We start from the raw sequence: 15720 nt of genomic DNA, 5'->3' as shown, positions 1-15720 counted from the left end.
TTGATTCAGCATACACGGGAATTTCAATGAATGTTGTAGAAGCAAGAAATGTCGGGAAACACTATAAAATATATCATGAACGGCAGATGCTGCTAAAAAGCCTTTTTATCGGATTATTCCGCAGAAATAAGGGGGAGGAGTTCTGGGCGCTGAGGAATATTGATTTCACAATTGAGAAGGGTGATGCCGTGGGGATAATCGGTGATAACGGTGCAGGGAAAAGCACGTTATTAAAGATTTTGAGCGGTGTTACTATTCCCACTGAGGGTAGCCTGAAGGTAAAAGGAAAGATAGCAGGCCTTCTTGAGCTTGGAGCGGGTTTCCATCCTGATTTGACAGGAAGAGAGAATGTTTTTCTTAACGGGATAATACTTGGGTTAACCGGTAAACAGATCAGGGAACGTTTTGACTCCATAGTTGAATATGCGGGGATTGCTGATTTTATAGATACGCCTCTTAGAAATTATTCTTCCGGAATGTTTGTCAGGCTTGGTTTTGCTGTTGCCGTACATGTAGATCCGGAAATACTTCTCGTTGATGAAGTGCTTGCAGTAGGTGACCAGTCTTTTCAGGCAAAATGCCTGCGCACAATAGAAGATTTTCTGCAAAAGGGAAACACTCTCATATTTGTTTCCCATGACCTAAACATCATAAGGCATATATGCACAAAAGTAATCCTCCTTGAAAAAGGAAAGACAGTGCTTCAGGGTGAGCCTTCAAAGGTGATTTCCAGATACTGGGTGTCAGTTGGAGACAAGAAGGGGATTGGGAAGATTGAAAGCGGCAAACTGAAAGTAATTGTTAATAACGGCAGACTTATCCTTTTATGGAATGAAAGGGAGCTTACAAAAGGGCTTTCCGGCTATACTTCTATGCGGTCATTTGTGAAATGGTATGATTCTTCCGTGGCTGAGTGGAAAATCCTTGAGAATAAGAATTCCATGATTCTCGCAAGGGGAGAATGGATGGGATTGCCTATTGCACAGGAATGGAAGATAACTCTTGAAGGCAGTTGTATAGAATGGGAGATTGAGATGGAAGTGAGGTCGCCTGTTGATATATTAAAACAACAGGCTAATGTAATGCTTTCTGATGATTACGATGAATGGTCAGGCTCAGACGGGAACATTGGTAATTTCCCGAAATTCAGGGATAGTGTAGATGACGACTGGGACTGTATCTGGTCAGGTGATGCAGGCACAGGGTGTATTGGGGCAGGGAGTAAAAACGAAAACAATGATATTCTTCCTCCTGTGAGTTTTTCGGCTGAGGCTCTTGTTGAAGGAGAAAGGATTAATGTTATTAATTCCAATCCCTTTTATCGTGGAAGGGTACTTCAGCATCTGCGCGATAACAATGAATCTGCCAAGAAATATTTAACAGGCCGTTATAAATATTTCAAGGGACGAATAAAGATAGGTTGAGTATGAAGACAGTATTCATCGGGATCAACGGCTATGATTATCCTTATGTAAGGGTCCGATGTTATCATTTTGCCCGGGAAGTCAAAAAATACGGGATTGAATCATCGGTAATATCTCTCAGAGACGACTTTGCTCCAAACCTTTCAGGTATAGACATGCTGGGCATTAGAGACAGGAAAAAGCTTTACCTTAATTTCAGAGCCTTTCTCAGGCTTTTAAAAGACAGCGGGGCAATATTTTATATACAGAAAGTGCATTATCATTCAGCAGCTCCATATTTTCTTACAAAGCTTTCAGGAGGAAGTTTTGTTCTTGACTATGATGACTGGGACATAGACAGATCTCCTCTTTTCAACAGGGGATATATTAACAGGTTTTTTTTCGGAACTGATGGGGTTGAGAATGTTACTAAAAGGGTTGCTGAAGATGCGGCAGCCTGCGTAGCTTCGAGCCATTATCTGGCTGATTACTTGTCAGTGTGGAACAGGAACGTCCATTATATCCCGACAGGTGTTGATATAGAAAAATTTTCACGTAATACCCGGAGAACAGGTAATGAAGTGAATCTCATCTGGACTGGTAATATTTGGGGTGAAGTAATGTATGAGAATGTTATGTTCCTGTTGAGATGTTTTTCAAAAATAAATCCGGCAGGAAAAAAAGTTACTCTTTGTATTGCGGCATCAGGATATTTTTACGATAAAGTGAAATCTGATTCCATGAAAATGAGATTTCCCGGTGCTATACAATTTTACGACTGGATTTCACCCGATAAAATGAATGACCTTTTAAATAACATGGATATAGGCCTGCTTCCTCTTATTCCGGATAATGAAAATGATACATGGATGCGCAGTAAAAGTCCTACAAAGCTTTTTGAATACATGGCTATGGAGCTTTCTACAGTATCTTCTGATTTTGGAGAGGTACCGCATATTATAAAAAACGGAGAAAACGGTTTTCTTGGAAACAGCGAGGATGAGTTCGTTGAGAAAATTAATCTTCTTATAAAAGATGATAGCTTGAGGGTAAAAATTGGAGAACAAGCCAAAAAAGATGTGGCTGAGAATTATTCCCTTGATGTTCTTGGAAAAAAACTATCACAGATATTAAAGACAATAAAACCATGAAGATTATTTTTATAGGACATAGCGGATACCAATATCCCCATGTAAGAATAAGATGTTATCACTTTGCATCGGTCTTAAAAAAAATGGGGATGGAAACTGAAGTTCTGTCATTTAAAGACCACCTTCTCCCGCCTCAATACAGCGAGGAGACAATGTATGCTCTAAGGGACAGGAGAAAGATTCAGTTGACCTTAAAAGCTTTTTTGAGACTTTTGGGTGAAAAGGGAAATATATTTTACGTCCAGAAACTTCTTTTCCATGCAGCTATACCTTTCCTGCTTTCACGTTTGGGAAGAAACCGGTATATACTTGATTGTGATGACTGGGATGCCCAGTACGGAACGCTTTATAAGAGCAGGGAGCTCAACAGGTTTTTCTTTGATATCCCTGCAAGGTCAGATTCTTATGGGAACATTGCCCCAGAGGATTATAATAAAGTGCTCATGAAATATGCGGGAGAAGCTCTCGGTTGTGTTGTTGCGAGCCACAGTTTGCTTGATATAATGTCTAAGGTCAATGACAGGACTTTTTACGTTCCAACAGGTGTTGATGACGAGAAGTTTAATAATAACTCTACTAAAAAAGATGGAAATACGATAACGTTCTCCTGGACAGGGATTGTATGGGGCGATGTTATTTTTGATAATATGTTATTTCTTCTTCACTGCTTTTCAGCACTAAGAAGCAAATATCCTAATATCAGGCTTAAAATACTGGGTGGTGGACAATATATGGGAAGAGTAAAAAAAGTTGTTGAATCAGTATATAACAATGATGGGATAGAAGTTCTTGGAACTATAAAGCCGGATGAAGTTCCTCAATTTCTTTCAGGGATAGACATAGGAGTGGTACCCATGATTCAGTCAAACGATCTGTGGGTCAATTCCAAGAGTCCTACAAAACTGTTTGAATTTATGTCTTCAGGAAAGCCTGTTATTGCAAGCAGGACAGGTGAGAATGTTTACGTCATTGATGACGGGAAAGATGGTTTTTTAGCTTCAGGCAAAGATGAGTTTCTGAAGAAAATGGAAATGCTTATAACTGACGAGAAACTGCGCAAAGATATGGGGGAAAAAGCGCGGGAAAAGATAGTGAATAATTACTCTTTAAATGTTTTAGGGAAAAAACTATATAGCGTCATATCAGAGCTAAAGGAATTAGCATGAAAGTACTTTTAATTCAACCGCCTTTACCGTGCAATGAGCGTCACAAAAGGATTTTGCCATTAGGTATCGGGTATCTTGCCTCCTATATAAGGCAAGAACTTCCTGATATTGATGTAAGGATCCTTGATGCTCATGTAATGAATATGAACTATTCTCAAACGATTTGCGAAATAATCAAGGAAAAATGGGATGTAGTTGGATTTTCATTTTGGACTGCACAGGCACCATTTGTATATAATATTGCCAGCGCAGTAAAAGTGCATATTCCTGAAGCTCTTATTGTGTTTGGCGGAGTTCATACGTCACTTTGTCCCGAGGAAGCTACGGAGTATTCAGACTTATGCGTTCTTCATGAGGGAGAAATTACATTCACTGAAGTTCTTAAAAGATTACAGGATAGCAGAAAGTTTGATGACATAAGCGGAGTAGCTTTCAGAGAAGATGGGAAATTTATACAGACCCCTGCAAGACCGCTTATAGATAATCTCGATACTATCCCGTTCCCAGCATGGGATCTTCTTTCAATGGATTGTTATTCAACGCCGCTTCATGTAGTAGGCGGCAGAAGACTGCCCATAGTAGGTTCACGGGGATGTCCCTACAACTGCACATATTGCGTTTCACCTTTGATGTGGATGGGAAAGGTACGCTGGAGAAACCCGGAGAATGTTATTGAGGAAATGAAGAAATCGATAACCGACCTTAACATATGCCAGTTTCATTTCTGGGATGACAACTTCCTTCTAAACAGGAAGTACGTTATAGGACTTTGCGAGGGTATCCTGAGAGAAGGCTTGAAGGTCAAATGGACCGGGCTTACAAGAGCTTCTCATGTCCAGAAAAATAAAGATTTAATAGAGCTTTTGGCTAAATCAGGGTGCATAGGGCTTGAAGTTGGCATTGAGAGTGCAAATCCTGAAACTTTCATCCAGATACATAAAGAAGAAAGTCTTGCTGTTATAGAAGAGATTGCTGCGCTCCAGAAGAAGTACGGGATGTTCCCTCTTTTTACTTATATGGCATTTAATCCTGGTGAAACAATAAATGGTTATTATATGCAATCTAAGTTCATAGATAAACTCCTTAACGACCTTCCCTGGCTTGAACATTTTCATCCTCTGCCTTTCCCGATTTATATTGGGCAGTTTTCAACTGCTTATCCGAAAACTCAGCTGATGGAGGATGCACGCAGTCTCGGTATGGTTCTTGTAGATACATGGGATGACTGTTTCCATCATAACATAAATTTTGTCCCTAACTCTCTTCTTGACGACGTTCCAATGCGCACGCAGGAGAGACTTGATCCCAATGACCTGCTTATCGCGGTTTATGCTGCATGGGCTGGCATATGGGATTTTGCGTCATTTTCACTGCCCAGGCTTGAAAGATTTACTGAACAGTATCAATATATACGTTTTCTCCAGTCATTTTATATAAGATGCGACGGCAACAGGACGCTAAGAATGATTGCTACAGAAGTTGCAGGATTTCTTAACATAAGTTCTAAAAAAAGCTTTAAGTTTGCAGCTTTTTCTTGTCTTGTCTTAGCGCAGATGGGATTGTTAAGGTCTGCACTTTACCAGCAGGACCTTGAAATGGGAAAAAAGAAGGTAACTATTCCATGGGAGAAGGGTGTAAATAAAACAATAAAGAGAATTCTTGCAACAGCATTTCTTAAAATATACTGTTTCCTTATAAAACGGTGATATTCCTGCTCCAAAAAAAAATCTTCCTCATTTTAAAGTCATTTTTCCATTTAACTATTTTTGTAATTTTATGAAACGGATAGCTTTTATTGATCTTATGTTTATGTGGCCTCCTTCAGGAGGGGCGACAACTGACCTCAAAGAAGTCATTACAAGATTTAGTGAATGCGGATATGAAGTAAAGCTTTTTGTTCCTGATTTCCCTGACTATTTACCGCGGGGAGTCATCGATGAATCTCTTCCGTTCCCTGTTGAAAAAATAAATTTCAACAAATATTCTTTTAATAAATATACTCTTCCTTCAAGGTTTAGAAGAGCTGTTGAAGGCTTTAGTCCTGATATTGTTTTCATAGGGGATGGGTATAATATGAAGCCGATGCTTCTCAGTGCTTTTGAAGATTATAAAACTATTGTCAGATTCTATGCATATGAAGTTTTCTGTTATACCTTTAATCTCATCAACAACAGGGGTGAAAATTGCACTAACAATTTGTTTTTGAATATTGAACAATGTAAAGATTGCAAATACCCTGGAGGAAGCTTCTTTAAAGCGCTTGCCGGGGTATATTTAAATTACAATGTAAATGACCTGTTTTACCTGTTAAATACTCAGGAAATATTTTCAAGCGGTGCTTATTCCGGTTCATATCAGAAGACTGCAAAAAAACTTCTTGGAGGTGCATCTGAAATTATCGTTTATAATCCTTTCACAAAAGACCTGCTAAATGGAATCAGCTCAAATGTGAATGTATTCCCTTCTGGTGTTGACACATTGCGTTTTATGCCGGGGAATAAAAAGAAAGGGGAAAAGACAGCGATACTTATGACGGGAAGAATTTCCTATCCGCCTAAAGGTTTTAAAATAATAGAGGCGGCATGCAGGAAGCTTCTTGAAACAAGAGATGATTTTATGCTTTTTTGTACTGCTGACGTTGATATGACAATGGATGCGATACCTAAACCTTTTTGTGACCACATTGTCTTTTTAAACTGGATGAATCAGGAAAAACTTCCAATGCTTTATGAAATGGCAGATATATGCGTGGTCCCTTCAACATGGCATGAGCCTTTTGGCATCACTGCTGTCGAGGCAATGGCCTGCGGGAAGCCGGTAATTGCATCAAGCGTTGGCGGATTAAGCGGTATTGTGGAAAATGGGAAGACCGGATTTCTTGTAAAACCAAATGATGTTGAAGGGGTTTGCAATGCATTGAAACAACTTTTGGATGACAGAGGATTAATGATAAATATGGGGAATGAGGGGAGAAAAAGAGCTACGGAATTTTACGATTGGGATATAGTAATGAAAAAATATTATTTTCCACTTATAGAGGCACTTTGATTTCAGTATGAAAAAAATAGCTTTTGTAGATCTTCTTTTCCACTGGCCTGCGGGAGGAGGATCGTGGAATGACCTTTTTCAGATTGCTTCCGGAATGAAAAAGAGAGGGTTTGAAGTAAAACTCTTTGTCCCTGATTTTGACCTCTATTTTCCCCGCGGTGTAATAAAATCAGAGCTTCCTTTTGAAGTATGCCATATCCCTTTTAACAAGCTCACTTTTAATTTTGTAAATGTCCCCAGGAAGTTTAAGGAAGCAATAGATAAGTTTAAGCCAGACTATGTCTTTTTAGGTGATGGATATTTTCTAAAGCCTTATGTTTCAAAAGCTTTAAAGGACTATCCTCAGATTTTCAGATTTTATTCCTACGAAATTATATGTTCTAACAACAAGCTCTTTTTTGCCGACAGTGAAATTTGCTCAAATAATATTTTTGATGATTCAGTAAAATGTAAAAAATGCCGGTTCGGGAATATAAGTTTATTAAAAGAGTGTGCGAAGATAATACTTAATTGGAAAATTAATGCATATCCTTTTAGCAGAATTATGTTCCATTTTACCCAGGAATATCTTTTCTCCGTGGTTTTTTTGAATTATTATAAATATGTTGTGTCTGAGAGCATTAAAGGGGTCTCGCGAATTGTAGTGTATAATGATTACGTTAAAGATGTTGTCACAAAATTAAACAAGCAGGTAGAAATGATACCATCTGGGGTTAATACTGAAAAATTTGTTCCCCTTGAGAAAAAAAGAGATAATGGTATTAAAAAGATACTTATGGCAGGAAGGGTTGCAGAATATGCAAAGGGGCTTACAATCCTTGAGAATGCATTTAAGTTACTTCTTTCAAAACGTAATGATATTATGCTTATGTTGACAGTGGATGATTATTTCAAGCCTTATGAGAACCGTTTTCAGGGGGAATATTTCAAATTGATAAAATGGGTAGATCAGGATAATCTTCCTGCGATTTATAATGAGGCAGATATAGTGGTTGTTCCATCTCTGTGGATGGAGCCTTTTGGGATTGTTGCCGTAGAGGCTATGGCATGCGGATTGCCGGTTATTGCCTCCGCTGTCGGTGGATTACAGAATATAGTTGTTGATGGCGAAACAGGTTTTTTAGTCACTCCTGGTGATGAAAAAGCGCTTATGGACAAGATCGAGCTTCTTCTTGATTCACCTGATCTCAGGGAAAGCATGGGGAAAAAAGGAAGAAAACTTGCTGAATCTCTTTACAGTTGGGATAAGATTATAGATAAATATTATGTTCCATTATTTTCGTAAGGAAAGTTAGATGAAAGTATTTCTTGGAAATGCCCCATGGACAAAAGAGGGTTTCTATGGAGTGAGAGCTGGAAGCCGCTGGCCTCACTTTGAGAAAGAAGAGTCGGAATATATGCCGTTTCCGTTTTTCCTTGCTTATGCTGCTGCCCTTCTGGAAAAGAACTCAATTGACGTCAGGCTTGTTGACGGCATTGCTAACCGTGACGATGATAAAAAATTCTTTAAAAAGCTGACAGACTACGCACCTGACATCGTAGTCTTTGAGGTTTCGACCAACAGCATAGATATTGACCTGAAATTTGCCGAAATGACCAAAAAGATGCTGGGAGAAAATGTTCCGGTGGTATTTTGCGGTCCTGATATGAACATGTACAAAGCCAGTTTTCTCGAGAACATTAAATGTGTGGATATCGTACTAAAAGGCGAGTATGAATTTACCCTTCTTGAAATGGTTCAACACCTTGATGAGAAGAAAGATCTTAATAGCGTAGAAGGGCTTTTCTTCAGAGACAGAAATGGTAAAGTGATTTTTACTGGTGAGCGCAAGCTGGTAACTGACCTTGATCTTTTCCCATGGCCGGCCAGACATCAACTCCAGATGGGGAAATATAATGATACCCCCGGCAATATCCCAAAACCGAGTGTCCAGATGTGGGCAAGCAGAGGATGTCCCTTCAAGTGTATCTTCTGTTCATGGCCTCAGATAATGTACGGCGGGAACTCTTACCGCACAAGGAACCCGGTGGATGTTGTAAATGAAATGGCCTGGTTGGTTAATGAGAAGGGTTTTAAATCAATCTACTTCGATGATGATACATTTAACATTGGGAAAAAAAGAATTATCAGTATTTGTGATGAAATAAAGAAAAAGGGTTTGAAAGTTCCATGGGCCATAATGGCAAGGGCTGATACTTCAGACCGCGAAATGCTGGAAGCGATGGTTGATGCCGGACTTTATGCTCTAAAATATGGGATTGAGTCTGGCGTTCAAGACATTGTAAAGGTTTGCGGCAAAGATCTTGATCTTGCCAAAGCAAAAGAAAATATCAGGATAACCAAAGAACTTGGGATAAAGATTCATCTTACCTTTGCATTTGGACTTCCCGGGGAGACAATGGATACGATTAAACGGACAGTCGATTTTGCAATAGAACAGGATCCTGATTCCCTGCAGTTCTCAATAATTACTCCTTTTCCGGGGAGCAGGTATTTTGAGGATCTAGACAGGAAAGGTTTTATCCTCAGCAAAAACTGGGAGGAATATGACGGCTATAACAGGGCAGTTATAAGAACTGAAATGCTTGACAGTTGTGACCTTGAATCTGGTTTGAGATATGCTAATAAATCATGGATAGAACATCATATGAAAAAAGATATGAAAGTTCATCCATGGAAATATATTATAAGAGGAATTGTCAGTCCATTTCATGGAGCGAAAAGATTCTGGGAGCTTTTCGCCAAAAAATAAATACTTATGACAAGCCTCCCTTCCCGGCTAACCATTTTTTTTATAATAACATTAAGTATAATCCTCAGAATCTACAGGCTTGGGACTTATGACTTCTGGTTTGATGAGGTTTTGTGCGTTTTCCAGAAAGAAGAACTTGGCGGGATTCTCAATGGAAGGGTGCTTGATAGCAATCCACCTTTATATTTTCTGTTATTGAATCTATGGGGAAAGTTTGGGAGCGGAGAATTCTGGCTTAGACTGCCATCTGTTATTTTTGGGGTCTTCAATATTTATGCACTCTATGCAGTAGCAAAAAAGTTATTTGATGAGCAGACAGCACAAGCCGCATCATTCCTGCTTGCAATTTCACCATTTCACATCTATTACAGTCAGGAGGTTAAAATGTATTCCCTTTTTATCCTCCTATCATTCTTATCCTTTTCATCGCTGCTGCTTGCAATAAAAACAGGTGAAAGAAGGTATTGTTTCTTTTATTTTCTTTCTACTGCTTTGTTACTGTATACACATTATTTTGGGATGTATGTTGTATCCATCGAGGTCATCTCTCTGGCGTTTTGCACTTTCCTCATGAAAGAAAAAAGGAAAGTGCTGACGAGTTTAGCAATCTCTCTTATAACTGTGGGGATTGCATATCTTCCATGGATTCCGGTCATGCTTAAAGAACATTTTTTTAATACCTCAGGTTTTGTTTCAACGTGGATACCAAGGCCTGGAATAAAAAGCTTATTTAATACACTTAAGAATTTCTCTGTAGGGTTCAGCTCTCCGCGGATTAACTACTTTATTGCATCATTCGTTTATGGGATAATGTTTGTAACAGGTTTGTATGGAATCATAAAGGAAAGATCAAAAGAATACTTTTTACTTCCTTTTTTTGTCATTTTAACTCCGCTTATTCTCTTTGTTGTTTCCCTGTATCATCCTGTTTATCTTGATAGATATATATCATTTATTCTTCCATTATTTCTTCTCATTGTCGCAGGGGAAGTAAAAAAAATCAAAAAAGGTGGAGTTGTCGTTATATTGATGGCGGTAACTATCTTTTCCTATTTTGGCTATAAGAATATGTATGAAGAAATCCCATATATACAGCAGGCCCCTGGGGAACATGCAAGGATCCAAATGAGAGAGCCAGTTGAGTACCTTCAATCTAAATGGGAATCCGGAGATATAGTGGGTCACTCCTGCAGGTCAACCCTCCTGAGTTTTGAGTATTATTGGAAAGATTCTCCGGAACAAAAACTTCTGGCTACTTCCATGTTTGAAAGATACCCGCAGCCCTCTGATTGGAAACATTCTAATCTCCTTCCCGATGTTGTTCCTGATTCTGTTAGGGGGAAAGGGCGAATCTGGCTTGTCCTTTCATGGTGGGATCCTCTTGACCATCTTGATCCAATTTCAAAAGAATTAAAAGATTGGATGGACGGTCATTTTTATCTTGAGGGGGAAAAAAGATTTAAGGGGATTTTCATATTCCAATATAGCAGGAGAAATATTGCCTGATGAAGGACTTTTGCAGGAAGATAATAAAAGACATCCCTGTTCTCCTTTTCTATTCAATCCTTACTGTTGTCTTAACCTACCCATGGATTTTTAAATTTACGACCCACAAGCTTGGTGATGATATTGACGGGTCCATGCTTGTCTGGAATGTATGGTGGGTTAAAAAAGCTCTGCTTTCTTATGGGGAGAGTATCTTTTTTACAAAGTATATATTTTATCCAATTGGAACAACCCTTGTTTTCCACACTCTTACAATTATAAACGGCATTTTTGCCCTTATAATTTCACCTGTCGCTGACACACTGGTTGCCTTTAACATAATTACATTTCTTACTTTTATTTTATCAGGATACGGTGCATTTATTCTAATAGAGTATCTTACCGGCAGCCGGTGGGCAGCGTTGATTGGCGGTATCATATATGCCTTTTCACCGTTCAGGATGTTCAGGGTATCGTTTATAAACTATCTGTCTACTCAATGGATGCCTCTATATTTCTTTTTTATTTTAAAAATCCTGAATGAAAAGGGATTGAAGAAAAGTAATATATTCTGGTGCGCATTATTTTTGTTGTTTAATGCGCTTTCCTGCGAGATTTATGGTTTCTACGCTATACTCTATACCATTCCATTCCTGATATTCTTCAGCTTTAAAGCAGAAGGTGACGGTTTTAAAAAAAATATAATTAAGGTCAGTGCAGTATTTATCCTTTTTCTTATCATGTTTTCTCCGGTAATTTACAGGATGATTGATTTCATTGCATCTGAAGGGAGCGGGATACTTTCTTCAACGCTCGAAAATGCTGAAAGTGAGTCTATTGATCTTCTGGCCTATTTTATTCCCAACCCTCTCCATCCTGTCTGGGGTGATAGGTCGGCAATGATGATGAGCCGTTTTTCCGGGGTATTCCAGGAGACAGTAATATTCCCGGGATATTTGACTCTTATGATAGTTTTGCTTCTCATGATTTATAAATGGAGAGACAAGGAAATAATATTTTATTTCTCTCTTTTTGCTTTTTCAGCGGTCATGAGCCTGGGTCCCTATTTGCATATAGGAGGCAAAGCAAGCTTCTTTGAAAGCCATTTGAGAATACCAATGCCATACATTCTTTCCTATTATCTCCCCTTTTTCAGCGCAGTGCGGATTCCTGGGAGATATGGTGTCATGGTGATGCTTTTTATCTCAATTCTTGCCGGATTTGGGATAAAATATATTTGTGATAAAATAAAAAAAAGAAATGTTGTCGTGTATCCGGTAATGGCAGTTCTTGTCTTCGAATTATGGACAGCTCCGTTTACTTTTATTTCTGATATGCAGGTCCCTCCTGTATATACTCAAATAAAAAACGAAAGTGGCGACTTTGCAATCCTTCACGTACCATTAGGGTGGCGTGCCAAGGGGACTTATCACCTAGGATATAATTTTACAAGGTTCCAGTATTATCAGACTTATCACGGCAAGCGAATTTTGGATGGAATGCTTGCGAGGACTTTGCAGCGTAACACCGATTATTTTGCAAAGACTCCCATCATCAGTACACTTGTGAAAATAGAGTATGGAGAAGTGCCGGACGAAAAGTCTATTGAAAGTGATATGGTGTATTCTGCCGAATTTATTAAACATTTTAATGTGAAATATATAGTCCTTGATGAGGTGTATGAGAGGGTTTTCACCCACATGACGCCTGAAAAGCTTGAGAACATAGACGGTTATCTTAACAGAATTTTTAAACTCCAGCTTGTTTATCAGAATGATAAAAGTACAAGACCAGCTATAAAAATGGCATTTGATGAATATGCTGAGTTCCTGAAAGGAAAGAAACCTCCAAGGGATGACCCTTTCTACGGGAATATAACTTCGCTCAATACGACATATAAAGTGTATAAGATTGATGCCCGATAACGCAGGCTTATTGTTAAGGAATTGACATAATCTTTTTTAAGTCTTAAAGAATTAGTTCAAAAAAAAACAGGGGCCATGAAGATACTGCTTGTAACTCCTATAAGTGATACACATTACGTTGTTCCTCCTATCGGTCTGGGTTACCTTGCTTCAGCTCTACGCAGGAACGGCTTTAATGAAGTAAGAATTCTCGATTGCATAAAGGAAAAGATGAACTTGAGGAGATTTGAAGAGTTCATTGAGAAAAATTCTCATGATGTTGTTGGCTTCCAGATATTCTCATGCGATTTCGCAACTACAATAAAACAGATGGAGATCGTTAAGAAAAACCGCCCTGAAACCATTGTGATCATTGGCGGAGTGCACGTTTCCACAACAAGCGAACGGGTACTTGATGATGCAAAATTTGCTGATTACGGTTTTTGCGGGGAAAGCGAAGTAAGTCTTCCCAAGTTTATGAATAAGATATCAGGAAAAGAGGATATACCATTTGATTCAATCGAAGGACTTGTGAGAAAGGAAAATGGGAAGACAATAGTGAATCAGCGTCTTTATATTGAAGATTTAAATGCCATTGAATTTCCTGCATGGGATTTAATGGATCCGAGGACCTATCCTGAAAATCCGCAGGGTGCGTTTTTTAAGAATTTCCCCATAGCGCCTATTTCAACTTCAAGGGGATGCCCTTATCTTTGTACATTCTGTGCTTCACATACCAATATGGGGCGAATGGTGAGGTTCAGATCCATTGAAAATGTTATGAAAGAAATGGATCAGCTCTACTATGATTACAATGTAAGGGAATTTCATATAATCGATGATGTTTTCAACCTTTATAAGGAACGGGTCTATGAATTTTGTCAGGCGTTAAGAGAGAGGAATTGGGACATAAGCTATACTTTCCCGAACGGTATACGGCTTAATACTCTTGATAGAGAGGTGCTTCAGGCAATGAAAGAGACTGGAGTTTATTCTTTTACTGTTGGAATAGAGTCAGGATCGCAGAGGATACTTAACCATATGAAAAAAAGCCTCACTCTCGAAGAGATTGAGGATAAAGTTAACCTTATAAATGAGGCAGGTTTGCACCCGAGCGGTTTTTTTATTATCGGCTACCCGGCAGAGACAGAAGATGATATAAAAGAAACAATAAAGTTTGCAAAGAAGCTCAAGATAAAGAGGGCGCACTTCAGTAATTTTCTTCCACTTCCCGGGACTGAGGCTACAAGAGTGCTTCAAAGTACAGGTGAAGTTGGAGAAATAAAATGGGGAGAGCTTTTTTATTCCAGAGTTCCCTATAGCCCTCCCGGGATTTCAAAAGAAAGACTTAAGGCGCTGCAGAGAAAAGCATTTATTTCTTTTCATCTGAGATGGCGTATAATAATTGGTATGCTATCTGAAATAAAATCTTTAAGACACATACAGTCTTTGGTAAAAAGAATGTGGGATTATCTTTTTACAACGTAGGGAGGAGCTTGAAGTTGAAAGTTACAATCATAGGAGGGGGAGTGGCAGGACTTGCGGCTGCATATGACCTCTCTAAAAAAGATTATGATGTTACCCTTATCGAAAAGTCTCCGGCTCTTGGAGGACTTGCAAGCTCCTTTCCTTTAGAAGAAGGATTTATAGAGCGGTATTATCACTTTGTTTGTCTCAATGATTATCCCCTATTTGAAATGCTTAATGAGTTTGATATGGCTGATAAGCTTCATTGGGTGAAGACTAAAATGGGGATTTTTTATGACAGTAGTCTATTGCCATTCGGCAGGGCTGTTGACCTTTTGAAGTTTCCATATTTAAGCTTTGCTGAAAAAATGAAATTTGGTTTAGGGCTAATGGCAGTAAAAAGTCAGAGTGAAAAGGGGTGGTTAGATATAGAAAATGTGCGTGCTGATGAATGGCTTAAGAAAGAATTCGGAGAAAATGTTTATAAAATACTTCATGAACCTCTCATAAGGCATAAGTTTGGTGATTATGCTGATAAACTTTCAGCTGCATGGATGTGGGCAAGGATACATAGGATTGGAAAATCTCGGACAAAGATTTTGCAAAGAGAGATACTTGGTTTTATAGAAGGCGGGACAAAAACACTTGTAGATGAGATCAGCCGAAGGATAACAGCGAATGGCGGAAAAATAGTAACGAGCACCAAGGTTGAAAGAATTGTCCATAAAAATAATACGGTTTGTGCGGTTGAGGCTAACGGAGAAGAGATTGAAAGCGATGCAGTGATATCCACAGTTCCTTCTCCGGAACTCCTTGAGATTCTCCCGGATGTGAATGGCGACTATTGGGAAAAAATCAGGAAGATTGAATCGATTGGCGTGGTATGTGCTTTGCTCCTTATTAAAGACTCTATTTCAGAGAATTTCTGGCTGAACATAAATGATAGTAGAATAAAACTTGCCGGAATAATTGAATATTCCAACCTTAATCCCTGCGGCTTCCTTAAGGGAGCAAGAGTAATTTATATGCCGCAGTATATATCTTCAGACAGTCCAATATTCAAGAAGTCTTCAGAGGATATAGTGAAAGAATATTCCTCTTATCTGAAACTGATAAAACCAGAATTTTCGGATGACTGGATATTGAAGAGCTTTGTTTTCAGGGATCGATTTGCACAGCCAATATGCGATATTGGTTTTAGGCAACTTATTCCCGGAATAAAAACTTCAATGGACGGACTTTACATAACAGATTCCTGCCAGCTTCATCCTGATGACAGGACTATCGCCAACAGCATCAACCTTGGAAGAACTGCCGCAAAGATGATTTCAAAGTAATTGATA

General features: G+C 38.8%; 11 protein-coding genes. All 11 read left to right on the top strand.

Annotated elements, in window-relative coordinates:
• Positions 1-26 precede the first annotated feature (26 nt).
• The 11 genes from HZA77_09110 (at position 27) to HZA77_09060 (ending at position 15714) form a co-directional block, all read left to right on the top strand.
• The gene (locus tag HZA77_09110; protein ID MBI5375582.1) at positions 27-1424 is read left to right on the top strand and encodes an ABC transporter ATP-binding protein; all 1398 of its coding nucleotides are present in this window, start codon (positions 27-29) and stop codon (positions 1422-1424) included.
• Between the two features lie 2 nt (positions 1425-1426).
• Positions 1427-2554, top strand: a complete 1128-nt coding sequence (locus tag HZA77_09105; GenBank protein ID MBI5375581.1) for a glycosyltransferase family 4 protein — start codon at positions 1427-1429, stop codon at positions 2552-2554.
• On the top strand, positions 2551-3720 hold the full coding sequence (locus HZA77_09100) for a glycosyltransferase family 4 protein (GenBank protein ID MBI5375580.1): 1170 nt from the start codon (positions 2551-2553) through the stop codon (positions 3718-3720). The genes HZA77_09105 and HZA77_09100 overlap by 4 nt, the downstream gene beginning before the upstream one ends.
• A complete protein-coding gene (locus tag HZA77_09095) occupies positions 3717-5426 on the top strand; it encodes a cobalamin B12-binding domain-containing protein (GenBank protein ID MBI5375579.1) in 1710 nt (569 codons plus the stop codon). Before HZA77_09100 ends, HZA77_09095 begins: the two co-directional genes overlap by 4 nt.
• A gap of 70 nt (positions 5427-5496) precedes the next feature.
• The gene (locus HZA77_09090) at positions 5497-6768 is read left to right on the top strand and encodes a glycosyltransferase family 4 protein (protein MBI5375578.1); all 1272 of its coding nucleotides are present in this window, start codon (positions 5497-5499) and stop codon (positions 6766-6768) included.
• 7 nt (positions 6769-6775) lie between these two features.
• Positions 6776-8053 carry a glycosyltransferase family 4 protein gene (locus HZA77_09085; protein ID MBI5375577.1) on the top strand — a complete coding sequence of 426 codons (1278 nt, stop codon included), beginning with the start codon at positions 6776-6778 and terminating at the stop codon, positions 8051-8053.
• A gap of 10 nt (positions 8054-8063) precedes the next feature.
• Entirely contained in the window at positions 8064-9521 is a 1458-nt protein-coding gene (locus HZA77_09080; protein MBI5375576.1) for a radical SAM protein, read from the top strand.
• 6 nt (positions 9522-9527) lie between these two features.
• On the top strand, positions 9528-11027 hold the full coding sequence (locus tag HZA77_09075) for a glycosyltransferase family 39 protein (GenBank protein ID MBI5375575.1): 1500 nt from the start codon (positions 9528-9530) through the stop codon (positions 11025-11027).
• Positions 11027-12931: a hypothetical protein gene (locus HZA77_09070; protein ID MBI5375574.1), complete on the top strand. Its 1905-nt coding sequence runs from the start codon at positions 11027-11029 to the stop codon at positions 12929-12931. The genes HZA77_09075 and HZA77_09070 overlap by 1 nt, the downstream gene beginning before the upstream one ends.
• A gap of 75 nt (positions 12932-13006) precedes the next feature.
• On the top strand, positions 13007-14398 hold the full coding sequence (locus HZA77_09065; GenBank protein ID MBI5375573.1) for a B12-binding domain-containing radical SAM protein: 1392 nt from the start codon (positions 13007-13009) through the stop codon (positions 14396-14398).
• Positions 14399-14406: 8 nt separating this feature from the next.
• Entirely contained in the window at positions 14407-15714 is a 1308-nt protein-coding gene (locus HZA77_09060; protein MBI5375572.1) for an NAD(P)/FAD-dependent oxidoreductase, read from the top strand.
• Positions 15715-15720 lie beyond the last annotated feature (6 nt).

It is taken from the genome of Candidatus Schekmanbacteria bacterium (genome assembly GCA_016219965.1).
Classification (GTDB): Bacteria; Schekmanbacteria; GWA2-38-11; order GWA2-38-11; family J061; genus JACRJM01.
This window is presented reverse-complemented; position numbering and strand designations above follow the sequence as displayed.